Source organism: Burkholderia sp. AU16482, from assembly GCF_002223285.1.
Taxonomy (GTDB): Bacteria; Pseudomonadota; Gammaproteobacteria; order Burkholderiales; family Burkholderiaceae; genus Burkholderia; species Burkholderia semiarida.
Genome location: NZ_NKEY01000004.1, coordinates 278295 through 304585 on the forward strand (window position 1 = coordinate 278295; position 26291 = coordinate 304585).

Below are 26291 nucleotides of genomic sequence, written 5' to 3' on the forward strand. Positions count from 1 at the left end.
CTTTCCGCCCCCCCGACACTTGCGGTCGGCGCAACAATGTGCGATCGGGGCGCGTCGCGGACACCCCCCTCGAAAACACGTCGTCGATGCCCTTGGAATCCCGGAGAGCCGCGTCCCGTCTGGCTTCGTGGTCGACGCAGACGGTCGACGCCTGCCCGCTCAGTGCAAAACGAGTTGGAGATTTGGAGATAAACGCCTGAATCGGCCGCAAAGCCTTGTGGGGTAAGGCTTCGTGTGTCTCCAAACGATTTGGAGAACGCTGGAGATACTGGAGATAAACCGGGCTGGATTGTTACGGCTACGGCAAGATTCGCGGCCATCGCCGGCCCGGTTCCGTCTGGAGCGGATCGCTCAAAGTAACTTTGACGCACGGGCCAAAAATGCCGCGCAAAGGAATGCCCGCCACCGCCCTCCCGGACGGCGGCGGCGCATTTCACAGCTCAAGCGTGAAGATCGACGGCAGCACACGGTAGACCATGAACTTGCCGTGACCGGGGATGTATTCCTGCCGGTACGGATAGCCGTCACTACGCGGCATCAGCACGCCCCGCTTCATCAATGCCTTGGCGACGATCTTGTGATCGAAGCCGGCGCACACGTCCTTGCGGAACACGGCCGCTTCGATCAGGTATTCCGTCTCGACGCTTTCCGCATCGTCGGCGCTCATCTTGCCGCCGAACTCGGCGTAATACTCGCGATCGGAGGCGATGGGCGTTCGCCGCTCGTCGCGTTTCACGTGCTGCTTGAAGCCCGCTCGATGCGGCACGTTCGGCCGATGGTCGTCCTGCGCCCGGTTCATCCACACGAAACGGTTGTCGCCATGCGCGGCGAGGAAATGCTGCACCTGCCGCACGGCTTCGGCTTCGTCCGAGTTGCCGGTGCCGCCGCGCAGTTCGAGCCAGCCTTCGAAGCAGCGACGCGCAGCCTCGACCGCTTCGCCCTGCGGCCAGCCGGTCAGGCCGTGCGCCGTCGCCAACTCGCCGGCCACCGCAACGAGGCAGAACCGCTTGGCGACGCGCGCGACCTGCGAATGCGAGCCGTCCGGCACCCATTGCCCGACCAGCTCGTCGACGCGCATGCGCAGATGCTCGGCCAGCTCGCCGGCCTGCGACGACGCCCACTCGATGAACGCGGGGCCGGCCGTGCCGTAGTGCATGCCGGCGTGCCGCTCTAGATGCTCGATCAACGCGGCCGGCGTCGGGAAGCCGTGCAGTTTCTCGACGACGCCCATTTCGCCGACCTCGGCCGGGATCGCCGGCAAGCGCACCTCGATACCGCCTTTCATGGGCTTGTTGCCCTCGGCCATCAGCGCGGACACGCTCTTTTCGCCGTTCGACAGGAACAGCAGCCGCCACGTGAGAACCGGCTTTGCCGAGCCGCTACGTGACGCGCGGGCCTTGCCCGACTCGTTCGCGAGCATGTAGATCACATCGCCGACCAAGCGCGGCTCGACCTGTCCGATTTCGTCGAGGATCAGCAGCGCGTCGCTATGCTGCGTGGCGACGGCTTCGAGCGCGTTGTCGGTCGCCTTCCAGCTCCGCACGTAGTCCGGCGAGCCGAACACGGACGCGGCGATGACGCCGCCCGTCGACTTGCCCTTGGACGTCGTGCCGAGCAGGTGGAAACCGCCCGACTGAAGCCCGGAGAAGTGCAGCAGCGGACCAGCGAAGGCGGTAGCGACGCAGAACAGCAGCCGGCTATTGCCAACGCAGTAGGCCGCGACCTCGCGTTGCCAGTCGTCCAGCGTCCCGCGCTCCTTGAACTGGCTCTGGATCGGCGTGTCGGCCTGATAGATCAGCGCCTCTTTGCCGGTGCCGATGACGCGATCCGGCAGCACGAACGCGCCGTGATGCCAGCCGACGCGCGGCACGCAGCGCACGCGCTCGTCCGGCTGCGCCATCTGCACATAGTTCGCGATCTGCGTGCGGGCGATCTGCGTGACGCCGAGCTTCACGCCCATATCGAGCAGCATACGGCGCAGCTCCGTGCCGTCGCCGGCAAAGAGGCCGGCCGGCACCGCCCACCGTTTCAGGATGCCGTCGCGGTCCGTGAATTCGAGCAGGTAGCCCCACTCGCTGTTCATCTCGTTTCGCGTCTCCGCAATCACGTCGATACGCGTGCTGACCCAATGCGGCGGCAGCGGATCGCCCTGATTGTTGAAGCCGTGAAACCACACGCCCTTGTCGTCGACGACGAACCGCGACTTGCCGTCCTGCGCGCGGGCCGTTTTCGGGCGCTTGGCGGGCTTCGCGACGGCTGGAGCGGCCTTGCCCCTGCCGGCATCCGCTGAGCCGGCCGGTGCGAGCGCAGCGCGCACGGCGGCGGCTACCGCATCCGGGCCGACATGCGCAGCCAGGTCGTTGAAGTCGGTGCCGGCCGGAGGACGGTTTGAGCCGAAGTCGGGCACGGCGACGATGCCGGCGACGGCCTCGGCCGCCGCGCGAGCCTTCGTCACGCCCGGATTGCCCTTCGTCGTGTGGTCGTCGTCGGCGCACACGACGATGCGGGCGTCCGGATACTGGCCGCGCAGCGCCGTCGCGACCGCGTACAGGTTGCCGGCGTCGAACGCGACAGCGGCCGGATAGCCGGTCGCGGCCGCGAGCGTCGCGCACGTGGCGTAGCCCTCGCCAATCAGTACCGTCGACGGAGCGGAAGATAGCGGCCCGCCGATCAACGAGAAGCAGCCCGCCTTGCGGCCGTTCGGCAGATAGCGTTTCTGGCCGTCCGTCAGGACGAACTCCAGCGTCCATAGCTTGCCGTCCGCGTCACGTGCCGGGATGACCAGTGCTCCGTCGCATGCGGCCGTGCCGATGCACAAACTGCCGCGATAGACGCGCAGCGCGTCGACCGGGATGCGCTTGCGAACGAGATACGGATGATCGGCCGGCGCGGGCTCGGCCGCCGACCAGATCGATTCAGCGAGGGCCGATGCGGCTTGCTGCTTCTCGGTCAGTTCGGCCAGCTCGGCCGCCTCGCGGGCCGCGCGTTCGGCCTTCTGCCGCTCGCGTTCCGCTGGATCGACGGGCTTGGCTCGATGCGCACGCGGATCGAAGCCACCTTGCTTGGCAAGGTGAAACAGCGTGTTGATGGTGATCTTGCCGCCTTTGAACGACTTCCACACATCGCGCGCGTCCTTGCCGTTGTAGTTCTGCGCGCCTTGGCTCCATTCGTTCCAGAGGGCGAAGCCCTCCTCGCCAAACTCGGCCTTGAGCGCCATCCCCACCTGACGCCACGTGTCGCGGTCGTCGGGCGGAACATAGCCGAGCGCGACTCTCGCCCGCTCGAATTCGGACATGGGTGCGTTACTCATAGGTTCCCACTGGACGCGCGTCGGTCGGCTTCCGATTAGTAGTCCATATCGGGCAAGCAGCTACCCGACGCGCGAAGAATTGAATGATGCGGCGATGCCTAGCGGCGCAGCGTCAGCCGGCCGCGCGAGGCACCGACAGAACCGCCCCGCCGGCCGTGACGTCGTTGCTGTAGACGTAGCGGCCGAGCCGCGACTCGCCAAGGGCGTCGTTGGCCGCCTCCAGCGCTGCGCCGATCGACGGCAGGGACGCGCGGAACAGGCTCAGCACAAGCCAGTAGTCGTCATCGGACATGGCCTTGTCGGCCGCCCAATGCAGGCTGTCCAGCAGCTCCATCGCATCGCTGATCCGTGTCCCGATGCGGGTGGGATCGGGGCGGTTCACCTCGGCCACGAAGTGCGACGCGAGCGGTTGCACGGCATTCTTGTTCGTCTTTGCCATGACCGACCCCTCAGTGCGTTGTACGCGGTTCGCGCGTGACGAGGCCGAGCGCCGCGAACAGGTGCTGTTGCACGCGCCCCATCAGGCCGGCCGCGAACGCTTGCCGGCTGATCGTCACGCGGTGCGCGTCGACGTCGCCTGCGTCCTGCATGGCGGCTTCCATGCCGCGCGCGAACGCGGCGGCCTGATGCGCCGCGTAGTCGTGCAGTCGCACGTCGCCTTTCAGGTCGAGCCATGCGTCGGCGCAGATCGCGCCAAGGTCGACGGCGAATTGCAGCTCGATCGGTGCGCCCGTATCCAACGGCGGTGCGTTGTCGAATCCGTCGACAACCGCGGTTCGGATGCGCTGGTCAGTCATGGCACACCTCCGGCTGCGCGGTGCGGCGCATTTCGGCCGAATACCGGCTCGCGACGCTCTGCCCCATGTCGACGAGCGCTCGCTCGTAGGTGCCCTCCGCAAGATGCGAACGGACAGCATCGAACAGGGCTTCGAGGTGGGCGAACTGATGGGCCGCACACATGGCGATCATCGTGACTTCGTTCGGCAGGCGGTATTTAGACATGGCGCACCTCCAGAATCGACGCGAGGAGGTGCCGGACGTCGACCGTGCAATCCAGCTCCGCTTCGCCGCGAATCGGCGTGAGGTTCCAGTCATAGACGGCCGCGTGCGCGAAATCGCCAGACCGGCGACCGCAGACGCTACGCCCCGAGACAGGGCCGCCCAAGATCCGCACACGCCAATCGTGATCGGGCGTCGGACGAGCCGACGCCACCTCGACCAGCATGCCGATACGCGAGCGCGCATCGCATTTCGTGACGATCGCCAGATCGCCGATCTTGCAGCGCAGGTCAGCCATGGCGCACCTCCGCACGGACGAGCGCGGCGATTGCGGCCAGCGCCGCTCCGGTTGCGTCGAGCGCGTCCTGATACGTGCTGGCGGTTGCCGCATCGCGCAGTGCTGCGCGGACGATGGATTGAATGAGGTGGGATTGCTGCCCGGTACGGGCGTGCGTGGGCTGGCGCATTGGGTGCGACCTCCTTGGACGGGTTGACGAACCCGGTCCCGCTGTCAAACGGGGTGGCCGGGCACATGGCAGGGTTGACAGACCGGCGTCCAAGGGAACCGGCGTGCGCGAACGCACCCCCACCAAGGCCCGACCATAGAAGGCGCAAGGTGTACGGACGTAAAAAAACCGCGCGAAGGCGGTTGTCCGCCTTGGAACTATTCCGGCTGTCACCCCGGGCCGCTGTTGTCTCAGCGACGCGCACAGGATACCGCGCGATGCTGGACGACGCAAATCGCGACGCCCCTCGCCGCGTATTGCCTAGTGCAAAGCGACTTTGGGGGAGCATCAGGCGGCCTCCCCCTTGAGCACAGCGGTCGCCAGCTTGAGCTGTTCGATATCCAGTCGCGAGCTGCCCTGCGCCAGTGATTGGCCGAGCGCGACGCCTCGCAGCAGGGCGCTAACTTGCAAACGGCGCGTCCCGTCCGTGCACTGCGCATCGAAGTCGTTGTAAAGCGCACGATAGGCTTTCCGCAGCTGTTGGTACTGTTGACGACGATAGTTCGCCGAATCCTGTTCAGCAGCGGCAATCGCCTGGACGAACTTCTCGCAGGCGGTGCCAAGTTGCTTTGTCGTCAGACGCGGGGCTTCGAGCGCGAGCGTCGAGGCAAGCGTTACGGCGATCGCAACGAGCTTCCCGGCGTCGTCGCCACGGTTCCAGAAGCAGCCCTCGATGTCATCGAGGATTCCTGCGAGCTTGCGGAGTCGGGCGTCGCGGCAACGCACGAACGCAGCGTCGCGGGCCGTGACGGCGGCGCCCATCGCCCGACCATACGGGCCGCCGCGATCGATCATAAGGGAGGGCGCGCTCATGCTTGCTCCCGCGTCGATTGGCGGGATTCGACCCAGTTCTGGACGTCTTGCGCGCGCCAGCCGACGCTCCTGGCCCCTAACTGGACCGGCGCTGGAAACGTGCCTTCACGAATCCAGCGATACAGCGTCGTTTTCTTGACGCCGACGCAATCCAACACACCAATAAGTCGAAGAATCTTAAGAGCCATTTTCTGTTGAGAAATGGCCTGTTCCGCAAGAAGGAGGAAAACGGTGGCAATAAACCGCGCCCGTACTATCAAAGTACGGGCGCAATGAAGTTCGCGGGAGAGGCACAAAGTAACTTTGCAAAGTTACTTTGCACGGCGCGCCGTGCGCGGTATCATTCGTCCCAACAAGAGCTATGCGTTTCCTAGGCGCGGTGGCTCTTGTGGTTCCTCCAATTATGGAACAGGCAGCCAAGCCAAAAAATCGCCGGCGGGATGTGTTGGTAGCACACCCCCGGCACCCTCTCGTCAGCGCGACGAAATATGTTCAACGATTGAGCATTCCCCGCCTTTTTCCCTTGTATCGCCCACATATTCCTAGAGCCGTGTTCGATTAGGTGCCAACAAGTACCGTCATTATATCGAAAGGTCTGCCCCCATAAAAGGTTTGTCTCGGATTATCTAAGACCTCGATACATGGTGTCGCTGTTCGGCCATGAGCGCTCATTCGTCGATCACTACGCACAGACGTTTGAGGAGAGAGTTCTGCTTGAGATAACAGACATTCGCGAACATGTTTGGATATCGGCGGATCGACCAGAGGGAATCACATGCACCCCGCAAACCAGAACGCGAAGTCCGCCACCCGAACGGCATACCCAACGACCACGACCTGCGCGAACCGTCAAAACTTGGACTCTTGACGAATCGATATCGTGCGATTGCCCCCATTCACTTTCATCGCGGCTTGCTCGGCTACCCAACTATTGACGAGATCGGTTACCCACTGAACCGTCACAAATGTACATGCCCGTGTGCGACCATTCGTCATCACGCCTACAAGGAAGTAATTGAAGTTATTCCTTCCAATGGGAAGTCTGAGGAAGACGGGGCCTCCGCTCAACCCATTTATATCCGAGACCGGGCTGCCTTGCTCAAAATCGGCAGTTATCGAATGCGGAAACGGTCCGGGTCCACTCACATACCCTGTCAGATGAACACCCTGTTGAATGATCGTTGCTGATTCATAAGCGATTGACGATTCCGTACCATTGAGGGGAAAGCCCCGCGCGCGAAGCCTTATTTTTTCGGATGTTCGGTTATTTTCAACGACGCTATCAAACCAAGTGCCTGCCGGAGGTAACTTTATCGCATTCGCGAGCACTGCCGAGCTAGCGCGACTAGAGAGACCCGTCAATGGCAATACTGCGATATCGAATTCACCGTTTTGCGTAAATTCGTCGGTGCGTTCCAAAGCCTTCGCAGTTAGCACCTCGCTGAAGGTAAGCCAGAAGTCCCCCCGCGGGCTGCGGTCAGTGTTCGTAGTATGCTTTCGCCGCCCGTGCGTGCCCGCTTTCTTCGTTGAGATCAGCCCCCGCTGCTTAAGTCCTCTGGCATGCTTGCGGAAAGGAGCGGGAATCAGCAAGTTACGAACGTTATCTGCCAGAGACTGTCCGGGCTTCCAAATGCAATGGAGCGATGTTACGACAAAACAATGTTCACCAGACCGGACGAAGAAACCGGACCCGTGCATGCCCGTCGACATTTCGACTCCGGGTATATGGGAAATGATTGGAAAGGCGCAAAGCTGCGGTAGTCCTGTATGTTTGAATGAAATGTCTGCGTCCATATACACCGCTTCTCGTTTGATCCCGCTCGGACGCGGGCGGTCCGACAGCAATCCAACACCGTTCTCGGGCAAGGACTCTAGCAGGTCGGCTTACCGACCTCAATGCATATGGGGTCGGCTCATGAAGTGGCCGTTGTGGCTCAGCAGCCGCGTTTGCGTTTTCAAAGCTAGCGCCGGCTGAGCTGGGTCGTCCTGCGCCGGTCGAGCGTGACACGGCGGCGGCCGGCCGCGGCGGCCATATGGGACAATCGTTCGACGCATTGTTCAGGCATTCAAAAGGCCCCTTCACTCAGCAAGCGGTCATTCGATTGTTGAGAGCGCGACCTTCCCCCTCTTCAGCAGGGCCAGCCGGCGCCGCTGAGCGTTTGCACTGGGCGGCGAGTTGCGTTAAGCTCCCAACATGCCAGCGACTAGGAGCATCTCCAGTCTCACGTCTGGCCTCTCCCGGCTCTGCATCTACTTTACGATTGGGCGGTGCGCCTCCTCTAGGCCGCCGCCCAAATTGTAACCGCTGTCAAAAGCGACCTTCTCGCTCTCCCACTCTGCCACCCGTTCCGTCATCTTTTATGTGACGATGGCGTTGCATCGGCAGTACGTACATGCCGGCAGCACAATCGCACTCGGTCGGTCGTTTCGCGTGTCGCGAGACGGGTTCGTTGACCTTACTTCACTCGTCTCCATGACTAAGAAGCCACTCGCAGAGCTGTTTCGGGCGATGTATCACGGCAAATACGACTATCGTGACTTCATAGGCGAAGCCCTGGATTCCCGATACAAGCCGCTCAACGTGGGCGGAACCCAAGCGTCGAAGGAACGCCTTGTCTACGCACCAGACAAGACAATGAAGATCTATCATAGTTTCCTCAACCTGTTTCTGTTCGAGTACCTTGATGTCAATGAACAGGTCGTGTTTTCCTACCGAAAAGGCGTAAACGTTCTCGGGGCCGTGAGAAAGCACGCGCATAACAAGCACTTCTTCCAAGCCGACATCCAGGATTTTTTCCCGAATATTGATTCGACGATGGTGCGTGCAGTCGTTGAGAGTGCCGCGGCGCGCACGCCGATCTCCGACCTCTTGGATCATGTCGATCGCATTATCGAACTGGTTACGATCGACGGCGCCTTACCAATTGGCTTTCCTGCCTCCCCGCTCATCAGCAATGCGGTGCTGCGTACCTTCGACGATCGCTTCGAGGGCTATTGCGCGGAGCACGGGATGGTCTACACGCGATACTCCGATGACATCATCGTCTCTTCGCAAAACAGGGATGACCTCACCAATCTCGCAGCCATTATCGAAGTGATGCTTCAGTCCGTCGGATTAGCTCAACTCAAACTCAATCCGGAGAAAACAAAAATTACGAGCGTTGGCCGGAAAATCAAACTTCTCGGCTTGGTGATACTACCGAATGGAGCCGTTTCTGTCGACATCAAATTGAAGCGACAAATCGAGACGATGCTTCATTTTTACATTACGGATAGTGCGAAATTCCGTGATTTTTCAGATACAGATCTTGCCAAAGCTACGGAGCAACTTTCCGGCTATGTGAACTACGTGAACACTGTCGACCCAGCATACCTCGATAAGCTCCGTAAAAAATATGGCGTCACCGTAATCGACACCCTTATGCACCAAGGATCAAAATGAAGCTGATCCTGAAAATTGAGAACGTGCAGCACATCCGCTCGGCAGAGCTAGCTCTTGATCTAGACGAGAATGGAATCACCTGCCTCGTTGGGCGCAATGGGATTGGGAAGACCACTCTTATTAAGGCGTTGCGCAATCTTCGTATAGCGGATACATTCAAGAAAACGGCCATCGACAGTATTTTTTCGACGTCGAGCAAGATCGTTTACTCGTGCGATCCGTATGAATACGCCTTTACTTTCGACCCTAAACTTAAGAGCCTCAACTGCAAAGCAGTCGTCGCACAGCAGCTTCGCGATAGCCTCGAAGTTGAGCTTCCAATGCCCTATGGTGATCGTTTCAACTTTTTCCAGAGTATCAGCGATGCCGACCGCGAAATCCGACGTAACATCGTCATTGAAAATTATACGCGCCCCGATGAGCTGATCGATCTTCTCGGTGCGATCTACGACAGCAATAAATTTGACAATCTGCGTTGCATCACCATCAAGAAGAGAACTTACTATTGCCTTATTCTTGACGAAAGTAGATATATCCGGGAAGACTATCTCAGCTCCGGAGAGTATTTTCTGATATCACTCTACCGAAACATCGTTTCCGGCAGAAAGCTGATCGTTATCGATGAGATTGATATTTCCCTTGACGCTGCCGCTCAGGCAAAGCTTGCGGAGCAGCTGAGGCTGTACTGTCAAAAGTATGCGGTAAACATTATATTCACGACGCACTCGCTTGCGATCATGGGAACCCTACGCTCCGATGAGCTACATTACATCGAGTCGCAAGACGGGGTGCTCGACATTCAACCCGTTTCTTTTAACTATGCAAAGAGCCTATTATTCGGATTTTCAGGGTGGGATAAGTACATCCTCACCGAAGACGATGTACTTGAAAATTTCATTGAATTTTCCATCAAAAAATATCTCCCAAGGACATTTTACAAATACAAAATTATATTTATCGGCGGCGGAACTAATACAGTCAAATTGATGGACAGAAATTCCGATCAACACTTTCTTTCCACCGAAGATAACGTCATTTCTGTTTTGGACGGTGATCAGCGCGGATTTCGCTACGCTCGAGATCGGAGAAATATCGAGTTCCTGCCGTGGGATAGCATCGAAAAACAGATTTTTATCGAATATATGAATGGAAAATACTGGCCGCGTTTATCTACGGAAGAAAACCCGGGCATCGACAATCCAGATGGAAAGAATTTATACGCCGCATTGATTCGAAACAGGATCGTGTCACAAGAGGAAATGTTCCTGCACTTGTGCACTACATACGATGAGCAGGCACGTGCATTTGCACATTCGCTGTCTGGTTTTTTGAATAATTAGTTGCGCATCCGGCTCCAGAGACTGCGCAACGGGTGGATACCCGCACTAAATCGACCGGTAGCAACGCTCGCGTCCTTGTTTTCCATCACCTTGTCGCCGTGATGCGTCTCCAGTGACGGAGTATGTATGAACCAGCAACCCTCACCACCCCGACCCGGCGGGCAACCATCAATCGAATCGCGAGCGGCAGTTCTGGGTCGACTTCTGCCGTCGGCGACCACGGCCACCAACGATGCGTGCAAAACTACATCGTCGGTCCGGGTTCGGCCAACTGCGGACTCTCGTTGCTCCGACGCGGAAGTCCGCTGTTGTATAGCCAACGGACGGCTGTCGTCCGAAAAGGAGAGGACTTGCCGCTGGTCGTTTGCGTCCGATCCGGCAACTCACAATCAGGAAAGCAATCGCGATATCACCAACGAACCTTCCACATTCCTCCACCAGTACATGCCCCGCAATGTTGGATACTTTTCCAATTGCTTCTTCCTACTAGTTTTTCTACCCCCTTCTTCGCTTTTTCTGCTTTTGAGGCGCTTTGCCAACTTGTGTGGCCGCAGTCCTTAACCTCAACAAGCACATCGTAAGCAGGTTTGCTGTGAGCTTTTTTGTAATAACGTATTTCGCCGCCCTTCGGTTCAGGCGGCACATGCGCCATGGCTGCTGGTTGAGCATCAAGATCGGGACCCTTGATCTGCTCTAGAGCATATTCCGCCGCTTCAGCACGATTACTTAGAATCGCAATATCGTTTTTTGCCTGTGCGAGATCAGCTTTGAGTTGCTCGTTATCGTCAAGATACATCTTCGCGATCTCGAGTTCCTCAGAATTTGCGGAGGCCCGTTTCTCGAGTTCCGTCAATCTGGAGCGAGCTGCTTCGCTCTTAATCTGCCTAATTTCCGCCGGCGGTACAACCGTCAATGCCGCAACCGACATAACTTTGTGGCGCAAAGTTGAGCGAAAGCGCAACGCCCCCTTCCCATCGTGGTCGTTAGACAAGAGCGCGGATGCGGTCCAGACGCGTCCAAAGAACTGGGCCGTAGCAGAACTGCTAGTTGTAACCGGCCAGTAGAGCCGTACTGCACCAAGGTAGCACGAATTTTCCTTCCCAACCTCATCTGTAAGCATCCAAGATGCTTCGTCATCGATTGTCACTACATGCGCCAACCCAGCTAGATCGTATGCAAGTGCTTCGTCGAATTTCGACCATAATATCTCTCCGTCGTTCTTGGAAACTACAACAATTGGCATACGTCGCTTGCTGGAGCGCAGTTGGTCAAGTAGCGTCCGTGCTCCATCTTCACCAACAAGCGGAGTGAATTTCCCAATGGGTATTCGGTTCCCATTCATTGACCAACCAACGTCAAGCGCAAGCAACTGCCGAACTACCGCTGGGCAACGGGGATCAATGTATACCGGCGCGATCAAGCTAACCGTATTTGTAACGGATAGCGTCACATGGACAGAGACGTCGGATGACGATCGGGCGACCGTAAGTGTCGTCGAAAATATCTGCCCCGCTTTCGAAAATTCGTCTAGCCTAATTTCTTCTAAATCACCCCCGTCCGCGACTGTACGCTCTCTGGCAAATTTTCCTTGACCATTCTCCGTTAAAGAATTGAAAGTACCTTCGTTACAGGTGGGATCGCTCACACCTTTGTCAGATAACCATTGAAAAATGACGCCTGTGACATCATTTTTAAGTTTTTCGGCCTCGTTAATGGGAAGGCTGCGAGCTTCGAGGAGGTAGGCAGAGATATGTTGCATATTTGATCGGCGGGGCTAGTTTGGAGAGTTGGTCGGAAACGATCTACCATTACCATGGATATTCAGCATAAACGATACCAACTTTTAAGGGCAAGCATGTGCTTCTCTATTCGCTTGCACGAAATTCCCAATGTCTGGTAACAGCTGAGTGGCGGGCGGTTGGCCATCGGTCATGACCGGCCGCTCCGGGTCGGTTGTTGTCGTTCGAATAGTGGCACCTTCCTACCTGTCCCCGCGGCCGACCGGAAGGCAATCGGCCTCCAATCCAATCCGCCAGTCCAAAACCGATCCCTTGCGGACAGAGGCATTTTGCCCTGTCCGTAAATAAGGGTTGAAATGTTTTGGACATCGCCTTATATTCGGACATCTATTTCGTACAGATTGAGTGCCCGATATGTCCCGAACCTTTGCCTATGCCCGCGTCAGTACGTCCGACCAGACCACCGCGAACCAGTTACGCGAGATCGAGGCGGCCGGCTTCTCGGTCGACAAGCGCCGCGTTGTGTCGGAAAGCATTTCGGGGAGCGTAAGCGCCGATCAGCGGCCGGGGTTTGCGCAGTTGCTCGTCAAGATGGAAGAAGGCGACGTGTTGATCGTGACGAAGCTCGACCGACTCGGCCGCAATGCGATGGACGTGCGGGCCACGGTCGAAGGATTGGCCGAACGCGGTATCCGCGTTCATTGTCTCGCCCTCGGCGGCGTAGATCTGACGAGCGCGGCAGGCCGGATGACGATGCAGGTATTGAACGCGGTGGCCGAATTCGAGCGGGATCTGTTGATTGAGCGCACGCACGCTGGTATCGCTCGCGCGAAGGCGGAAGGCAAGGCGATGGGGCGGCCGTCCGCCCTGTCGGACAAGCAGCGGGCGGACGTGCTGCGCGAGTTGGACGCGGGGGCAAGCGTGGCCGCGCTTGCTCGGCGATTTGGCACGAGCCGCCAGACGATCATGCGGGTACGCGACGCAGTCTAAGCGCGCGCGCCGTTCAACTCACGCCCTGCTAGAGCCCGGCTCGCTGGGTGGTGGAGCGAGCAGCTTAAAGGCGCGAGGCGGCGCATGCGCGGTTCCGGATGGATATCGGTCCGCATTGCCCAAGTGGCAGCACTCCAAAAGTGCGTCCAGTCTCTCATCTGTATAGGACTGGACCAGACCAAGCAGACAGTGTCAGGTTGTCTGACTCAGTTCGGCCATGTCCGGACATTGGCATGTCGTTCCTCGTTGGCCGCCTTGCCGACAGCTTCGGACGTTGAGCGTCGACGATCTTCGCCGGCATCGCAGCGTGAGAAAACGCGTGGCAAGTAGTGAGGCGTTTTGCAGTTGAGCCAGAAGTTCGCGAGGAACTTATAACGCGCCCTTCCTCTTGTCTTCGGACAGCTTCAAGACAGGCGGCGATCTGAGCAGATTTTCAGGCTGAACCCGTTCCCAGAGGCCTCCGTTGCCCAGTGCTCGTCCCAACTGATCTTCGCGCCTGAGCCATTGTTCGACCGTCCTGATTCGCCCGGGATGAATTTCGTCGAGCAATGCGTAGTCTCTCTTGACGATCCCGTACTTCCACAGATTCCAGAAGCCAGTGAAGTTTTCGCGGAAGCTCATCGTACTTTTGTCGCGGAGATCGGCGTTATATCCGGACGGCAAATCGGCTGCGGCCTTGAGCGGTCCGCTCCAGTATGCTTCGAGGTCGGTATCAATATATTGCGCGGGATGTCCGGTCACGGCTTCGAACGCCTCGGCAAGCTTCGCATACTCGACATGCTCGATCGCGACCTCGAGATTCATGCCATTCGCACGCTCCGGATTGTCGAAAAGCCAACGTGCGTAGTACCCGCAGTCCTCAAGCGCTACATGCGGAACGGCGCCGTCACCGAGTGGCACCCGCCACGTAACGACGCCGCTTTCCACGGACGGCGTCATTGGTGTCATTGCCGAGACGGCCATCTCCATATACGGACCGGTCGTAAGCAGCGCGGCGCCCATCCGGTCCCGGTTTGTCAGGTTCTGGAACAGAATCCATTCCCCTACGCGGCCCTTGCCATCATAGTGGCCTGTCCGAAACCGGGAATCGTATCCGGACCTTTTGAGCGCGTAATCGAGGTTTCCGTATACGAAGAACTTGACTCCTTCTTCGATGGCTATTTCATAGCATCGGATGGCCCAATAAATCTCAGTCTTCTCCCCGGTGTTGAATCCATCGAGATTGATATACGCTGCGCTGCAATTACGAAAACCGTCACGCAGGACCGCTTCATCGGCAAACGTGCCCTTCACGATCGAGACGTTCCCAAGAGTGGAGAGCTCGATGGCCCGTCGCGATTCAGGATCTCGGCTCAAGGCGCGCACGGCATATTTGCCGTCGGCGACGAGCGCCCGGATGACGGGCAATCCCTGTGCGCCCGTTCCACCGATGACGAATATGGTCGAGGGGACCCGTGAAGACATGTTTGTTTACGCTGGTATGAGTTGGATAGATTTGCCGACCGCTGCGCGCCGATGGCACGGATGTCAGCTTCATATGGCATCGGGCACCGGTACGCCGACCACTCGCCCGTGAACTTCTGTCGAGATGCCGAATTGCGGTCTGCGCGATATTTCATCGAAGCATTCATTCATACGACACTGCGGCCCTAACCGGCCGCCTTCGCCGGACCGCGCGCCGCGACTGCGCGTGGTTGCCGGCTACGTTGCAGCAGAAACACACCACCGAGGATTGCGCCCATCGCGAACAGTTCGACTGCGCCGATCGGTTCCTGCGCAAGCCACGAACCCATCAGCAACGCAACGACCGGTGGAATGTACGTCACGCTGGACGCGGCCACTGCTCCGAGCCGTCCGACGATGAAGTAATAAAGGATGTAAGCGATCCCGGTGCCCGTCAGACCGAGTCCCAGGACGAGGCCGAGCAGCGCTCGCGCATCGCCCGTCACACGCACGATGCCGTGGAAATCCGTGACGCAGCCGATCAGGACCAGTGCGAAGCCGATCTGCCACGTCGACAGCGCGAGCGGTGAGAGGTCCAGGCCGGAAAGAAAGCGGCGCGCGTACACGAACGAGCAGCCCACGCTGAGCGAGCCGGCGATCATATAGCCGACTCCGAGCAGGTTGACGCCAGCCGCGTGCGCATTCCACGGACGCGCGATCAGCAGTACGCCGACGAATCCGCAGACGATGCCCGCGATCATTCGCGCGTTCGGGCGTTCCTCGCGCAGCAGTGCCCATGCGCACAGGAAGGAAAAAAGCGGGATGGCGCCGCTTAGCATCCCGGCAATGCTCGAGAACAGCAGCCCGGCCCCTTTCGCGAACGCATAGTAGTAAATCACGGTCGCAAGCAGCGACATCACCACGAAGTGGTGAGCGTGCCGAAGATGGCGCCATTTGAGCGCCTTAGTGAATAGCGCGACCGTGAGCAGCGGGATGAAGCCGAAAAGCACGCGCAGGAAGACGATCTGACTGGCAGCCAGATCGACGCTCGCCCACTTCATGAACAGGAAGTTGGTGCCCCAGATGAACCCGAGGGCGGCGAAGGCGAAATAGGCGGGATTCATGTCAGCGCACCAGGAAAGCGGATGAAGTCCCGATTGTGTTCCGCACCGGTGTGCTCTACAAATGATTTAATGTCGACTATGGAATAGAAAAACTGAGCTATGCGATCGACTCCTCCGCTGAAAGCCCTGCCTGCCTTCGAAGCTGCCATGCGGCACGGCAGTTTTACTCTTGCATCCCGAGAACTGAACGTGACGCCTGGTGCGATAGGGCAGCAGATTCAGAAGCTTGAGGAATGGCTCGGCGTTGCCCTGTTCGTGCGCCAGATACGGCAGGTAACGCCCACAGAGGATGGTCGCGCCTACTTCGCGCAGATTCAACCCGCCCTGGCAGAGCTTATTCATGCGAGCCATCGCATTCGTGAGCGTCGCGGTAGCGGCGTGCGGTTGTCGATGCCGCCGAGCTTCGCTGCCAAGTGGTTCGCCCCACGCATGGCCGACTTCCTGCAGGCAAACCCCGGGATTGCGCTGAGCCTGAGCACATCGACAACGATGGTCGACTTCGAACTGGATGGCGTCGATCTCGCGGTTAGGCATTTCGACGGGATGGATGCACGACTATCCGTTCAACTGCTGTGCCATGACGAGGCACGCGCGTATTGCCATCCGGCATACGCGAAGCAGCGCCGATTGAAGCGCCCCGACGATTTGCGCACGGCGACACTGCTCCATAACACGCTACACCCGCACTGGGCCACGTGGCTTGCTCGATTCAGCGGTCTCGACGGTTCGCAGATTGACACCATTACCGGTATCAGGTTCGACCAGTCGTTGATGGCGATCGACGCCGCAGTGCGCGCGCAAGGCGTTGTGCTTACCGGCCCCCTGCTGGTAGAAGCGGAACTGGCTCGTGGAGAACTGATCGAGCCATTCGATAATGCGCTGGCCTTGGACGCCGGATACTACCTCGTCCATCCCGCCAGTGCCGGAACCAAACAGGCGGTTCAATTGCTCAAGGCGTGGTTTGTCGGCAGCATCGCTGTGGGATGTGCGCGACGTGGGGGCATTTAGTCGTCGAATTATTGTCTCAATGACTGCTGTCGGCTCTAATTCCGACGCCGGATAATGCGATTCCGACCGGTAACAATGGGTCGACTTCCGCCGTCGGCGACCACGGCCACCAACGATGCTGCAAAACTACATCGTCGGTCCGGGTTCAGCCATGAAGCGTCATTGGTTTGCGTCAACGGCGAGACGTTGAGGCGTCCCGTCTGGCTCAGGGAGCGGACACCCAAGTCAGGCTATGCGAATTTTCCGATTGGTTGCCCGGCAGGAAGTTCGTGCGTGCCGCGCCAGGCATCGCTAACCATTGACGCAATAACGTCTGGACAAGGTTCATCGCGGATTGCGCGAAGAGAGCGCCGCGATGGATCACCAAGCTGCGCGGCATGGCGTCGGTAACCGCCGGCCGCATTCGTCGGTTTGCGGCCACTTGCAGTGGTTAAGCCACGTCGGGATGGGTTGCCTAAGCAGCCGAAAATTTACACCGGTGAGTTTACTTTTCGCCAAGAAAACTACACTATGCGGTGTACTTCACCGAAGTCATCCCTGCGGGTCCACCCGGACCGTCCAACACCAGACCCATTTCTCAGCTGCACGTGCGTTGTCGGCTGAAGCTGAACGCCTGCCGGCTGTCCGCGTCAGAGCCCCGCTTTATCGAATGAACTCATAGGAGAAACGCGAATGTACAAACCTCTTGATCAGCGGGGGCGCCGTATTGTAATTACCGGAGCCAATAGCGGCACCGGCAAGGAGGCGACTAGGCGATTGGTGGCGGCTGGTGCCGACGTCATCATGGCTGTACGCAACGAGTCGAAAGGCGATGCCGCCCGCCGGGATATACGCAAGGAGTTTCCAGGGGCATCGATTGAGGTCCGCACGCTGGATCTCTCAAGCCTCTCGAGTGTGAGGAATTTTGGTCGCCAGTTGCTCGAGGAGGGACGCCCTCTCGACGTGCTCGTAAACAACGCAGGGATCATGATGCCGCCGACCCGTGTACTGAGCTCCGACGGATTCGAGCTACAGTTTGCGACCAATTTCCTAGGCCACTTCGCACTGACCAATCTGCTGTTGCCGCTTCTGCTTGGAGCGAAGTCTCCTCGCGTCGCCACGATGACAAGCAGCGCCGCAATTGGTGCCAAAATCAATTTCGACGACCTTCAAGGCGAAAGGTCGTACAAGCCCATGACGGCGTATGCGCAGTACAAGTTAGCCTGCCTGCTGTTGGCAAATCGATTGGCAGAAATTGCGCGCGAGCGTGGCTGGCCCCTGCTCAGTACGAGTGCCCATCCAGGCCATACACGCACCAACCTTCAGACGACCGGTCCGAATATGGGTACTGATTCAACCCGCAAGAGGCTATCGTTCCGACTTGTACCGTCCATGGATGTGAAATGGGCCACGGACTCGCTCTTGCAGGCGGCAGTCGACCCCACAGCGACTCAGGGCGCATTCTACGGCCCCCGCTTTCTGCTCGTCGGGAACTCGCACGTTGCCAAACAGCCCCGATCCGCCACGAGCGCGGATTCGGTTCGCCTGTGGCAAGTAGCAGAAGCATTGACGGCGACGAGTCCACCGCAGGTGTGATGTGCACCCGCTGCGCGGCCAGCCAGCCCCCGAATCAATCTTGTCGCGATTATGCCGCGCGTCCTCGTGCCGATCACTGACGTGATGCGACGGTTGCAAAGTAACTTTCTAGCGTAACGCCGGCTCGGGGGTGTGGGCGCGCGGGGCGTTCTTTGCGCGCAGCGTTCCAGAAGGCAGGGCAACTCTCAACGTCGTCGTGCGGACGCCATAGCTCAGCAGTCTGTCTCCAACTTTATCTCCAAGAAAATGTGTACTTTGGAGATAGACTTGGAGATAACCACAGCCTTGCCAGACAAGGCTTACAGGCCGATACAACCGTCTATCTCCAAATCTCCAGATATTTTTGCTTCCGGCGGCACAGCAACGTTCCGCACGGCACCGGCCTTCGACTGATCGAGCCTACGCTGATACGCTTGTTGATATCTTCTGAACGACCTCGCCCGAACGGCACACGCAGCAGAGCGATATGAATTCTGCGGCTGCCAGAAGCGCGGGGGGCAACTCTGGGGGCAACTCAGCAACACCACACAAGCAACACCCTTATACTACGGGCCTCACATAGAATTATTTCATTCCGGCCCTGGCACCAGTCTTTCGCAGCATCCCGTGCTGCCACTGTCGAAACCCGCGCAAGCTCGCCGCTTCGCGGGTTTTTTGTTTTGGCCGCGCGTTCCTCACCGCGTCGAGTGACCGACAGCGGCCTGCCGTCCTCAGCCCGTCAACTCGCGAACGAAGTCGAGAAACACCCGCACCTTCGCGGCGACGAGGTTCGACGCGTGGTGATACGCGTAAAGCGGGAAGGTCTCGTCGGTCCATTCCGGTAATAGCAGGACCAACCGCCCTTCGGCGAGGATGTCCCGCGCATAGAGCTCGAGCAGTTGCGCGATGCCGACGCCGCCCAGGCACGCGCCGAGCAGCCCGCCCGTATCGTTGACCATCAGCCTGCCGGCGGCGTCGACCGGCACGACTTCCTTGCCGCGATGAAATTCCCATCCGTACGGTCGCCCCGTCACCGGATCGCGGATCAGCACGCACCGGTGACCGTCCGCGAGATCCCGAGGGTGCCGCGGCTCGCCGTGACGCGCGACGTAGGCCGCCGACGCGCAGGTCAGCACGCGCGTCTCGAGCAGCAGTCGCGCTCGATACGACGACGGCTCCGGGATGCCGAAGCGCACGGCCACGTCGAAGCCGTCGGCGACGAGGTCGCCCATCCGGTCCCGCACGCTGATCTCGACCGACAGATCGGGAAAGCGGTCGAGAAATTCCGCCATCCGCGGCGCCAGCACGTAGTGGCCGAACGTGCCGTCAACGTTGACCCGCAGCCGCCCCCTCACGCGTGCCTTCGACTGGCCGGCGTCGAGCGCGGCCTCCTCGATGCCGGCCAGCAGCGGCGCGACCGCCTCGTAAAAGCGTCGCCCTTCGTCAGTCAACGTGATCGCGCGCGCCGTGCGATTGAAGATCCGGATGCCGACCCGCTCTTCCAGCCGCGCGACCGCGCGGCTCACCGCCGGTTGCGTCAGCCCCATCGCCTCGCCCGCCCGCGCGAAGGTGCCGGCCTCGATCACCGCCGAGAGCACGCCGATACCACTGAGCAACCTGCTGTCGAATCCCATGAGACATACTTTTAGTCATTCATCTACTTATCATTATTCATTATTTTTATTGATCGAGGAAGCCTACAGTAGTCCTGTCGCCGGATCGAACGGCATTCACCCATTCACCAGGAGCAGGACATGAGCACATCGGAACAGGTCGCCCTCGTCACGGGTTCGTCGCGCGGCATCGGCGCGGAAATCGCCCGCCAGCTTGCCCGGGACGGCTTCCGGGTCGTCGTCAACTATGCCGGCAGCGCCGGCCCGGCTCGCGAAGTGGTCGACGCGATCGTCGCCGACGGCGGCCATGCCGTCGCGGTGCAGGCGAACGTCGCCGACCCGGCGGCCGTGGCCGCGCTGTTCGACGCCGCCCACGACGCATTCGGCGGCCTGGACGTGGTGGTCAATTCCGCGGGCGTGATGAAGCTGGCGGCCATCGCCGACTGCGACGATGCGCTGTTCGACGAAACGTTCGCGATCAACGTGAAAGGCACGTTCAACGTCTGCCGCGAAGCGGCCAGGCGGGTGCGCGACGGTGGACGCATCATCAACCTGTCGACCAGCGTGATCGGCATGCGCATGCCGACTTACGGCGTGTACGTCGCCAGCAAGACGGCGGTCGAAAGCCTCACGCAGGTGCTGGCGCAGGAAATGCGCGGGCGCGGCGTCCGCGTGAACGCGGTCGCGCCGGGGCCCGTCGCGACCGAGTTGTTTCTGCAGGGCAAGAGTCCCGAACTCGTCGATCGGCTCGCGAAGCTGAACCCGCTCGAGCGGCTCGGCCAGCCCGACGACATCGCGCGCGTCGTTGCATTCCTCGCCGGCCCGGACGGCGCGTGGATCAACGGCCAGATCCTGCGCGCCAACGGCGGCATGTGCTGACCGACCGCTCGCGGCCATTCGTCTTTTCGCCAGGAGATCGCTCATGAAGGAAGTCGTCCTCGTCACCGGTGCGTCCAGCGGCTTCGGCTTGCTGACGGCCCAGGCGCTCGCCCGCGCCGGTCACACGGTCTACGCGTCGATGCGCGAGCTCGCCGGGCGCAACGCGCCGCGCGCCGCCGCCGTCGCCGCCTATGCGCAAGAACACGGCGTCGATCTGCGCACCATCGAACTCGACGTCGGCGACGACGCATCGGTCGATGCCGCAATCGAGCGCGTGATCGCCGACCACGGCCGTCTGGACGTCGTCGTTCACAACGCCGGCCACATGGTGTTCGGGCCGGCCGAAGCCTTCACGCCCGAACAGCTCGCGCAGCTCTACGACGTCAACGTCGTGTCGACCCAGCGCGTGAACCGCGCGGCGCTGCCGCACCTCCGCCGTCGAGGCCGCGGCCTGCTGGTGTGGGTGTCGTCCTCGTCGGCGCGCGGCGGCACCCCGCCGTTCCTCGCCCCCTACTTCGCCGCGAAAGCCGCGATGGACTCGCTCGCGGTGTCCTACGCGGCCGAACTCGCCCGCTGGGGCATCGAAACGTCGATCGTCGTGCCGGGCGCGTTCACCCGCGGCACGAATCACTTTCTCCACGCGGGCAAACCGGCCGATACCGCCGTGCAGGCCGCCTACGACAGCGGGCCGTACGCGGGCGTCGCCGACCAGGCATTGACGGGCCTCGCCGCGCTCGAGCCGGCGGACGCCGACGCCGGCGCCGTCGCCACGGCGATTGCCGAGCTCGTCGCGGCGCCGGCCGGCAAGCGCCCCTACCGCGTGTTCGTCGATCCGTCGCAGGACGGTGCCGAGGAAGTGTTCCGCGTCGGCGATCGCATTCGCCGCGAAATGTTCAGGAGCATCGGGCTCGCCGACCTGCTCGCGCCGCGCGTCGGCGGCTGATCCTTCGCGCGCCGGGCCGGCCGGCGCGCGTCAACCCGGCTCGCAGAACCCGAGAATCGCGTCCGCGACCGCCGCCGGCGCCTCCCGCTGCGGGAAGTGCCCCACGCCGTCCAGCACCTGCCGCGCGTAGCGCCCGGCGAAGAACCGCTCGCGCCCGGCCGAGCTGTCCGGATGATTGCAGGCGTCCGCGCCGCCGTGCAGCACGAGCGTCGGGACCGCCAGCACGGGCGCCGGGTTCAGCCGCGCGTCGTCGTCGGCATAGGCCGGCGTGCCCGGCGCGAAGCCCCAGCGCTGCCGATACGAATGCAGCACGACGTCGATCCAGTCGGGCCCATCGAACGCGACGGCCGCTGCGTCGAAATCGCTGTCGCGATACCAGCCCGGCGGCGACCACGTATCCCACATCAGGCGCGCGAACGCGCGCCGATCGTCGCGCAGCGCCTGCTCGCCGCGCGGCGTCGCCATGAACCAGTGATACCAGTAGTTGCGCGCCTGCTGCAGTGACAGCGGCTGAGCGGGATCGTTGGTGCCGTACCCGACCGACAGCATCACGAGCTGGGATGCAACACCGTCTTGCAACCCGCACGCGTTCGCGGCCGCGCGGGCGCCCCAGTCGTGCCCGACCAGCACGGGCCGCTCGATACCGAGCGCATCGACGAATTCGAGCAGGTCGCGCCCGAGCGCCGCGAGCTGGCCGCTGCGCGGCACGGACGCGTCGCGAAAGCGCGTCGGCGCGAAGCCGCGCAATGCGGGCGCCAGCACGCGATAGCCGCGCGCGGCGAGCGCCGATGCCACCGGCTCCCAGCCGACCGGGCTGTCCGGCCAGCCATGCAGCAGCATGGCCACGCGTTCGCCGCGCGGGTTCCATTCGAGATAGGCAATGTCGAGCGACGCGGTCGTCGCATGCGCATAGGTCGTCATCGTGTACTCCGCCAAAGGGGCTTGAACATACGATGGTATGCCGGCCTTTCATCACGATTCACGGAGTATCATCATTCATTACTCATATATTGCGTCGAATCGATCCATGGAACCGTCGCCCTCGCCCGCCTCGACCGCGCTCGACATCGCGTTGCTGCGCACGTTTCTCGAAGTCGTCGACAGCCGCGGGTTCGCGCCGGCCGCGGAGCGCCTCGCGCTGACGCCGTCCGCCGTCAGCGGCCACATCAAGCGGCTCGAACAGGCGGCCGGCACCGTGCTGCTCGCGCGCACGACCCGCCGGATCGCGCTGACGCCGGCCGGCGAGACGCTGTACGCGTACGCGCGCAACATCGTCGACATGGAGCGCGAAGTGCGCGCCCGGCTGCGCGGCGCGCCGGCGCACGGGCCGCTGCGGGTCGGGGCGTCCGAGGATTTCGCTTGCACGTGGCTGCCGCAGGTGCTGCGCACGTTCCGCGACGGCCATCCGCACACCTCGATCGAACTGAAGGTCGGCATCACCGCGTCGCTGCTGCGGGAGCAATCGCTCGGCCGGCTCGACGTCGTGTTCGGCAAGCAATGCCGACAGGTCGACACGCCCGGCGAGCTGCTGTGGGAAGAGCCGCTCGTGTGGGCGTTCGCGGCCGATACGGCGCTCGACGCCGAGGAACGCGTGCCGCTCGCGCTGTTTCCGGAGCCGTGCGTGTACCGGGAAGCCGCGGTGTCCGCGCTCGCGGCGGCGCTACGGCCGTTTCGGGTGCTGTTCGAAAGCGCGAGCATGGCCGGCTGCATGTCGGCCGCGCTCGCCGGCTTCGCGGTCACGGCGCTCGCGCGCAGCCAGTTGCGCGACGGCCTGCGCGCGTGCGGGCCGCAAGACGGCCTGCCGGCGCTGCCGGCCGCGCGCTTTTACGCGTTCGCATCGAAGCCCGCGGGCGTCGGCGCCGCGTTGATCGACGCGGTACGGGCGACCGGGCGCACACGGCAGTTCGCCGCCTGAGCGCCCGCGGCGCGCTCGTCTCACGGGCCGACGAACGGCGGCACGGCCCGCGGAAACCCGCGCGTTGTCGCCTTCAATCGCCGCTGCCGCTCGCGCCCGCGCCGTTCAATGCATCGGCCATCAACTCCCCGAACCACTCGACGAACGCGTTGAGCCGCCGGGAGCGGTGCCGCCGGTGCGGATACACGGCCGACACGTCCATCGGCTCGGCGCGATGGCCGGGCATCACGTCGACGAGCGCGCCGCTTGCCAGCAGATGCTCGACGTCGAAGCGCGGAATCTGGATCAGCCCCATTCCGGCGATACAGCTCGCGATATAGGTTTCTGCGTTGTTGACGATCACGCGGCTCGGCAGCGTCAGCACGTGCCGCTGCCCGTTGGCGCAGTATTCCCAGCCGAGCTCGCGCCCCGTCGTCGGCGACGCATAGCCGATCGCCCAGTGCCCGCGCGCGAGCGCATCCGGATGCTCGGGCACGCCGCATTCGCGCAGGTAGTCGGGGCTCGCGCAGTTGATCAGCGTGAACTGCCCGAGCGGCCGCACGACGAGGCTGCTGTCCGCGAGCCGCCCGACGCGGATCGCGCAATCGACGCCCTCCTGCACGAGATCGATCGCGCGGTCCGTCGAGCCGAGCGACAATTGCAGCTTCGGGTGGCGGCGAAACAGCGACGGCAGCGCGGGCGCCACGACGCGGCGCGCGATCCGGCTCGGCACGTCGACGTTCAGCCGCCCGACCACGTCGCGGTCGCGGCGCCGGAACAGGCGGTCGAGGTCGTCGGCTTCCGCGAGCAGGCGCCGGCCGCGTTCGACCAGCAGCGCGCCGTCGGCAGTCAACTGCACCTGGCGTGTCGTGCGGTGCAGCAGCCGTGTGCCGAGCGCCGTCTCGAGCTGCAGGACGGCCGCCGACACGGTCGCGCGCGGCACGTCGAGCGCATGCGCGGCCTTGATGAAGCTGCCCATCTCGGCAACCTGCAGGAAGATCCTGACCTGATCCAGCTTGTCCATCGGCGGGAAACCCGGGTTCGAACGACGGTCGCCGCCGGCTCGCCGCGCATCGCGGCCGGCTTCGGCGGCACAGAGAAAACGGGCGCGCGGCCTCGTGGCTGCGCGCCCGTCCATTGTCCACGCAAACGCGCCAGTGCGGTGCGCCGCGCGGCCGCAAGCGGCCCCCGGTTACTTGGTCGTGTAGCCGCCGTTGATCAGGATCGTCTGGCCCGTGATCCACCAGCCGTCGGTCACGAGATGGCGGATGAACGGCACGACGTCCTCGATGTCGGTCAGCCCCGTCTTGCTGAACGGCGACAGCGCGGCGGCCGTCTTGTGATACGCGACCGCGTCGGCACCTTCGGCCGGATAGAAGAACGGCGTGTCCATCGGCCCCGGCCCGACGGCCGTCACCGAAATGCCGCGTGCGCCGTACTCCTTCGACGCCGCGCGCGTGAAGTGCTCGACCGGCGCCTTCGATCCTTCGTATGCCGCATAGAACGGCGTGAACGCGCCGAGCAGCGACGTCACGAGCGTGACGAGCTTGCCGTGATCCTCGAGATGCTGCCCGGCTTCCTTGATGAAGAAGAACGCCGACTTGCTGTTGACCGCGAACATCTCGTCGTACTCGGCTTCGCTGATCTCGGTGAACGGCTTCTTCAGCACCTTGCCGACCGTGTTGATCGCGATGTCGATCTTGCCGAAGCGCTGCTTCGCGTCGTCGAACAGCTTCTCGACCGCGGCCGCCGTCGTCAGGTCCGCCTGGAACGTCTCGGCCTCCGCGCCGGCCGCGCGCACCGCGGCGGCCGTTTCCTCGGCCTGCGCCTGCGACGCCGCGCTGTTGTAGTGAATCGCCACCGCCTTCGCGCCGTGGCCCGCCAGGTCCCGGGCGATCAGGCCGCCGAGATTCTTTGCGCCGCCTGCGATCAGGACGACCTTGTCTGCGAGCGTATGAGTTGCCACGGTTGACTCCTTTTTTCGTTGAACGAAGCTAGGAGTGTAGGCACACGCGCCCCGCCGATCAGCCGGCCGCGGCTGGATGGATTATCCAGAAAATCGATCCAGTCGAAGCCGCGCAAGGAGGTCTTCCGCACCGACGGCGACGCCGGATTCCGCTGTCGATCGCGCGGCCGCCGGCCGGCTCAGCGCGCGTACAGCGCCGCGTCGATCTTGCCGAGCAGCCACTGCATGCCGGCCAGATGCTGCTGGTCGTGACTGCACAGGTAATGGACGAGCCCGCGCACGGTCAGCGAGCCGTAGCCGTCGAATTCGCCGGTACGCTCGAACTGTTCGGGCGTGAGGCGCGACAGCAGCGCCAGCGTCTCGCGCCGTGCGTCGCGGATCGCCGCGAGCACGTCGGACGCATACGCGTCGTCGTAGCGCCGCTGAACCGCGAGCGCGTCGCCGTCGATCGACACGAGCAGCGGCCGGTCTTCGTCGAGCATGCGCCGCAGCCGCACGTGATAGCCGTCGATCTCGATGTCGCGCACGTGGCAGAGCTGCCCGAGCGGCGAGAAATGCTCGCTCGGTATGCCGGCCCAGTCGTCGGGCGTCCAGCGCGCATAGCCGTCGGGCACGGCCGCGAAATGCGCTTCGAGTTGACGGGGGAAATCGGCGAGTGCGTCGAGCGTCGTCGGATTCATGCGGAAGACTCCCTGTCGGATAGAGGCGGGCAGCAACCCTGGCACAGG

25 protein-coding genes are annotated in these 26291 nt (G+C 61.8%); 8 read left to right on the plus strand and 17 right to left on the minus strand.

Annotated elements, in window-relative coordinates; genetic code table 11:
* Positions 1-433: 433 nt before the first annotated feature.
* The 9 genes from CFB35_RS12930 to CFB35_RS34300 all read right to left on the minus strand — a co-directional run bounded on the left by CFB35_RS12930 (position 434) and on the right by CFB35_RS34300 (position 7422).
* Positions 434-3295, minus strand: coding sequence for a DUF927 domain-containing protein (locus CFB35_RS12930; RefSeq protein WP_179231739.1), 2862 nt, complete (start codon positions 3293-3295; stop codon positions 434-436).
* A 127-nt stretch (positions 3296-3422) separates the two neighbouring features.
* On the minus strand, positions 3423-3749 hold the full coding sequence (locus tag CFB35_RS12935) for a hypothetical protein (protein WP_013699103.1): 327 nt from the start codon (positions 3747-3749) through the stop codon (positions 3423-3425).
* 10 nt (positions 3750-3759) lie between these two features.
* A complete protein-coding gene (locus tag CFB35_RS12940) occupies positions 3760-4107 on the minus strand; it encodes a hypothetical protein (RefSeq protein WP_009908645.1) in 348 nt (115 codons plus the stop codon).
* Positions 4100-4312, minus strand: coding sequence for a hypothetical protein (locus tag CFB35_RS12945; RefSeq protein ID WP_089465282.1), 213 nt, complete (start codon positions 4310-4312; stop codon positions 4100-4102). Before CFB35_RS12945 ends, CFB35_RS12940 begins: the two co-directional genes overlap by 8 nt.
* The gene (locus tag CFB35_RS12950) at positions 4305-4607 is read right to left on the minus strand and encodes a hypothetical protein (protein ID WP_077188936.1); all 303 of its coding nucleotides are present in this window, start codon (positions 4605-4607) and stop codon (positions 4305-4307) included. Before CFB35_RS12950 ends, CFB35_RS12945 begins: the two co-directional genes overlap by 8 nt.
* Entirely contained in the window at positions 4600-4776 is a 177-nt protein-coding gene (locus tag CFB35_RS12955) for a hypothetical protein (protein ID WP_088510010.1), read from the minus strand. The genes CFB35_RS12950 and CFB35_RS12955 overlap by 8 nt, the downstream gene beginning before the upstream one ends.
* 327 nt (positions 4777-5103) lie before the next feature.
* Complete coding sequence (locus CFB35_RS12965) at positions 5104-5628, minus strand: hypothetical protein (RefSeq protein ID WP_089465067.1); 525 nt, start codon at positions 5626-5628, stop codon at positions 5104-5106.
* Positions 5625-5816 carry an AlpA family transcriptional regulator gene (locus tag CFB35_RS12970; protein ID WP_089465283.1) on the minus strand — a complete coding sequence of 64 codons (192 nt, stop codon included), beginning with the start codon at positions 5814-5816 and terminating at the stop codon, positions 5625-5627. The genes CFB35_RS12965 and CFB35_RS12970 overlap by 4 nt, the downstream gene beginning before the upstream one ends.
* A 661-nt stretch (positions 5817-6477) precedes the next feature.
* Positions 6478-7422, minus strand: coding sequence for a hypothetical protein (locus CFB35_RS34300; RefSeq protein WP_143328718.1), 945 nt, complete (start codon positions 7420-7422; stop codon positions 6478-6480).
* Positions 7423-8101: 679 nt separating this feature from the next.
* Between CFB35_RS34300 and CFB35_RS12975 the strand changes: the two genes are divergently transcribed.
* Positions 8102-9070: a reverse transcriptase domain-containing protein gene (locus CFB35_RS12975; protein WP_069224411.1), complete on the plus strand. Its 969-nt coding sequence runs from the start codon at positions 8102-8104 to the stop codon at positions 9068-9070.
* On the plus strand, positions 9067-10410 hold the full coding sequence (locus CFB35_RS12980; protein WP_069224286.1) for an AAA family ATPase: 1344 nt from the start codon (positions 9067-9069) through the stop codon (positions 10408-10410). Before CFB35_RS12975 ends, CFB35_RS12980 begins: the two co-directional genes overlap by 4 nt.
* 409 nt (positions 10411-10819) lie before the next feature.
* Here CFB35_RS12980 and CFB35_RS34305 read toward each other — a convergent pair whose 3' ends face one another.
* Positions 10820-12169: a hypothetical protein gene (locus tag CFB35_RS34305; protein ID WP_143328719.1), complete on the minus strand. Its 1350-nt coding sequence runs from the start codon at positions 12167-12169 to the stop codon at positions 10820-10822.
* Positions 12170-12563: 394 nt separating this feature from the next.
* Here CFB35_RS34305 and CFB35_RS12985 point away from each other — a divergent pair, with 394 nt between their 5' ends.
* Positions 12564-13139 carry a recombinase family protein gene (locus CFB35_RS12985; RefSeq protein ID WP_060010189.1) on the plus strand — a complete coding sequence of 192 codons (576 nt, stop codon included), beginning with the start codon at positions 12564-12566 and terminating at the stop codon, positions 13137-13139.
* Positions 13140-13508: 369 nt separating this feature from the next.
* Here CFB35_RS12985 and CFB35_RS12990 read toward each other — a convergent pair whose 3' ends face one another.
* Positions 13509-14603, minus strand: a complete 1095-nt coding sequence (locus CFB35_RS12990) for an NmrA family NAD(P)-binding protein (RefSeq protein ID WP_060010187.1) — start codon at positions 14601-14603, stop codon at positions 13509-13511.
* Positions 14604-14788: 185 nt separating this feature from the next.
* Positions 14789-15706 carry a DMT family transporter gene (locus CFB35_RS12995; protein WP_060010184.1) on the minus strand — a complete coding sequence of 306 codons (918 nt, stop codon included), beginning with the start codon at positions 15704-15706 and terminating at the stop codon, positions 14789-14791.
* A 99-nt stretch (positions 15707-15805) separates the two neighbouring features.
* Between CFB35_RS12995 and CFB35_RS13000 the strand changes: the two genes are divergently transcribed.
* Positions 15806-16714 (plus strand): LysR substrate-binding domain-containing protein, encoded by a 909-nt coding sequence (locus CFB35_RS13000; protein ID WP_060010182.1) that lies wholly within the window; start codon positions 15806-15808, stop codon positions 16712-16714.
* A gap of 672 nt (positions 16715-17386) precedes the next feature.
* A complete protein-coding gene (locus tag CFB35_RS13005; RefSeq protein WP_089465068.1) occupies positions 17387-18289 on the plus strand; it encodes an SDR family oxidoreductase in 903 nt (300 codons plus the stop codon).
* Between the two features lie 710 nt (positions 18290-18999).
* On the opposite strand, the gene CFB35_RS13015 is transcribed toward CFB35_RS13005, so the two are convergent.
* On the minus strand, positions 19000-19902 hold the full coding sequence (locus CFB35_RS13015) for a LysR family transcriptional regulator (RefSeq protein WP_089465069.1): 903 nt from the start codon (positions 19900-19902) through the stop codon (positions 19000-19002).
* A 120-nt stretch (positions 19903-20022) separates the two neighbouring features.
* Between CFB35_RS13015 and CFB35_RS13020 the strand changes: the two genes are divergently transcribed.
* Both CFB35_RS13020 and CFB35_RS13025 read left to right on the plus strand, forming a co-directional pair.
* Positions 20023-20760 (plus strand): SDR family oxidoreductase, encoded by a 738-nt coding sequence (locus CFB35_RS13020; RefSeq protein ID WP_089465070.1) that lies wholly within the window; start codon positions 20023-20025, stop codon positions 20758-20760.
* Between the two features lie 43 nt (positions 20761-20803).
* Positions 20804-21703 carry an SDR family oxidoreductase gene (locus CFB35_RS13025; RefSeq protein ID WP_089465071.1) on the plus strand — a complete coding sequence of 300 codons (900 nt, stop codon included), beginning with the start codon at positions 20804-20806 and terminating at the stop codon, positions 21701-21703.
* A 30-nt stretch (positions 21704-21733) separates the two neighbouring features.
* Here the strand turns inward: CFB35_RS13025 and CFB35_RS13030 are convergent, their stop codons facing one another.
* Positions 21734-22624: an alpha/beta fold hydrolase gene (locus CFB35_RS13030; RefSeq protein ID WP_089465072.1), complete on the minus strand. Its 891-nt coding sequence runs from the start codon at positions 22622-22624 to the stop codon at positions 21734-21736.
* Positions 22625-22730: 106 nt separating this feature from the next.
* Between CFB35_RS13030 and CFB35_RS13035 the strand changes: the two genes are divergently transcribed.
* Positions 22731-23618, plus strand: a complete 888-nt coding sequence (locus CFB35_RS13035; protein ID WP_089465073.1) for a LysR family transcriptional regulator — start codon at positions 22731-22733, stop codon at positions 23616-23618.
* A 73-nt stretch (positions 23619-23691) separates the two neighbouring features.
* Here CFB35_RS13035 and CFB35_RS13040 read toward each other — a convergent pair whose 3' ends face one another.
* From CFB35_RS13040 to CFB35_RS13050, 3 genes are all read right to left on the minus strand, one after another.
* Entirely contained in the window at positions 23692-24621 is a 930-nt protein-coding gene (locus tag CFB35_RS13040; RefSeq protein ID WP_089465074.1) for a LysR family transcriptional regulator, read from the minus strand.
* Between the two features lie 168 nt (positions 24622-24789).
* Positions 24790-25563, minus strand: a complete 774-nt coding sequence (locus CFB35_RS13045; RefSeq protein ID WP_089465075.1) for an SDR family oxidoreductase — start codon at positions 25561-25563, stop codon at positions 24790-24792.
* Between the two features lie 179 nt (positions 25564-25742).
* Positions 25743-26243, minus strand: coding sequence for a DinB family protein (locus CFB35_RS13050; protein ID WP_059576802.1), 501 nt, complete (start codon positions 26241-26243; stop codon positions 25743-25745).
* Between the last annotated feature and the right edge of the window lie 48 nt (positions 26244-26291).

What these genes read in the sequence shown, in the direction of transcription:
- CFB35_RS12930 (WP_179231739.1), bottom strand. Translation starts at nt 3,295, where the DNA reads ATGTCCGAATTCGAGCGGGCGAGAGTCGCGCTCGGCTATGTTCCGCCC.
- CFB35_RS12935 (WP_013699103.1), bottom strand. Translation starts at nt 3,749, where the DNA reads ATGGCAAAGACGAACAAGAATGCCGTGCAACCGCTCGCGTCGCACTTC.
- CFB35_RS12940 (WP_009908645.1), bottom strand. Translation starts at nt 4,107, where the DNA reads ATGACTGACCAGCGCATCCGAACCGCGGTTGTCGACGGATTCGACAAC.
- CFB35_RS12945 (WP_089465282.1), bottom strand. Translation starts at nt 4,312, where the DNA reads ATGTCTAAATACCGCCTGCCGAACGAAGTCACGATGATCGCCATGTGT.
- CFB35_RS12950 (WP_077188936.1), bottom strand. Translation starts at nt 4,607, where the DNA reads ATGGCTGACCTGCGCTGCAAGATCGGCGATCTGGCGATCGTCACGAAA.
- CFB35_RS12955 (WP_088510010.1), bottom strand. Translation starts at nt 4,776, where the DNA reads ATGCGCCAGCCCACGCACGCCCGTACCGGGCAGCAATCCCACCTCATT.
- CFB35_RS12965 (WP_089465067.1), bottom strand. Translation starts at nt 5,628, where the DNA reads ATGAGCGCGCCCTCCCTTATGATCGATCGCGGCGGCCCGTATGGTCGG.
- CFB35_RS12970 (WP_089465283.1), bottom strand. Translation starts at nt 5,816, where the DNA reads ATGGCTCTTAAGATTCTTCGACTTATTGGTGTGTTGGATTGCGTCGGC.
- CFB35_RS34300 (WP_143328718.1), bottom strand. Translation starts at nt 7,422, where the DNA reads ATGGACGCAGACATTTCATTCAAACATACAGGACTACCGCAGCTTTGC.
- CFB35_RS12975 (WP_069224411.1), top strand. Translation starts at nt 8,102, where the DNA reads ATGACTAAGAAGCCACTCGCAGAGCTGTTTCGGGCGATGTATCACGGC.
- CFB35_RS12980 (WP_069224286.1), top strand. Translation starts at nt 9,067, where the DNA reads ATGAAGCTGATCCTGAAAATTGAGAACGTGCAGCACATCCGCTCGGCA.
- CFB35_RS34305 (WP_143328719.1), bottom strand. Translation starts at nt 12,169, where the DNA reads ATGCAACATATCTCTGCCTACCTCCTCGAAGCTCGCAGCCTTCCCATT.
- CFB35_RS12985 (WP_060010189.1), top strand. Translation starts at nt 12,564, where the DNA reads ATGTCCCGAACCTTTGCCTATGCCCGCGTCAGTACGTCCGACCAGACC.
- CFB35_RS12990 (WP_060010187.1), bottom strand. Translation starts at nt 14,603, where the DNA reads ATGTCTTCACGGGTCCCCTCGACCATATTCGTCATCGGTGGAACGGGC.
- CFB35_RS12995 (WP_060010184.1), bottom strand. Translation starts at nt 15,706, where the DNA reads ATGAATCCCGCCTATTTCGCCTTCGCCGCCCTCGGGTTCATCTGGGGC.
- CFB35_RS13000 (WP_060010182.1), top strand. Translation starts at nt 15,806, where the DNA reads ATGCGATCGACTCCTCCGCTGAAAGCCCTGCCTGCCTTCGAAGCTGCC.
- CFB35_RS13005 (WP_089465068.1), top strand. Translation starts at nt 17,387, where the DNA reads ATGTACAAACCTCTTGATCAGCGGGGGCGCCGTATTGTAATTACCGGA.
- CFB35_RS13015 (WP_089465069.1), bottom strand. Translation starts at nt 19,902, where the DNA reads ATGGGATTCGACAGCAGGTTGCTCAGTGGTATCGGCGTGCTCTCGGCG.
- CFB35_RS13020 (WP_089465070.1), top strand. Translation starts at nt 20,023, where the DNA reads ATGAGCACATCGGAACAGGTCGCCCTCGTCACGGGTTCGTCGCGCGGC.
- CFB35_RS13025 (WP_089465071.1), top strand. Translation starts at nt 20,804, where the DNA reads ATGAAGGAAGTCGTCCTCGTCACCGGTGCGTCCAGCGGCTTCGGCTTG.
- CFB35_RS13030 (WP_089465072.1), bottom strand. Translation starts at nt 22,624, where the DNA reads ATGACGACCTATGCGCATGCGACGACCGCGTCGCTCGACATTGCCTAT.
- CFB35_RS13035 (WP_089465073.1), top strand. Translation starts at nt 22,731, where the DNA reads ATGGAACCGTCGCCCTCGCCCGCCTCGACCGCGCTCGACATCGCGTTG.
- CFB35_RS13040 (WP_089465074.1), bottom strand. Translation starts at nt 24,621, where the DNA reads ATGGACAAGCTGGATCAGGTCAGGATCTTCCTGCAGGTTGCCGAGATG.
- CFB35_RS13050 (WP_059576802.1), bottom strand. Translation starts at nt 26,243, where the DNA reads ATGAATCCGACGACGCTCGACGCACTCGCCGATTTCCCCCGTCAACTC.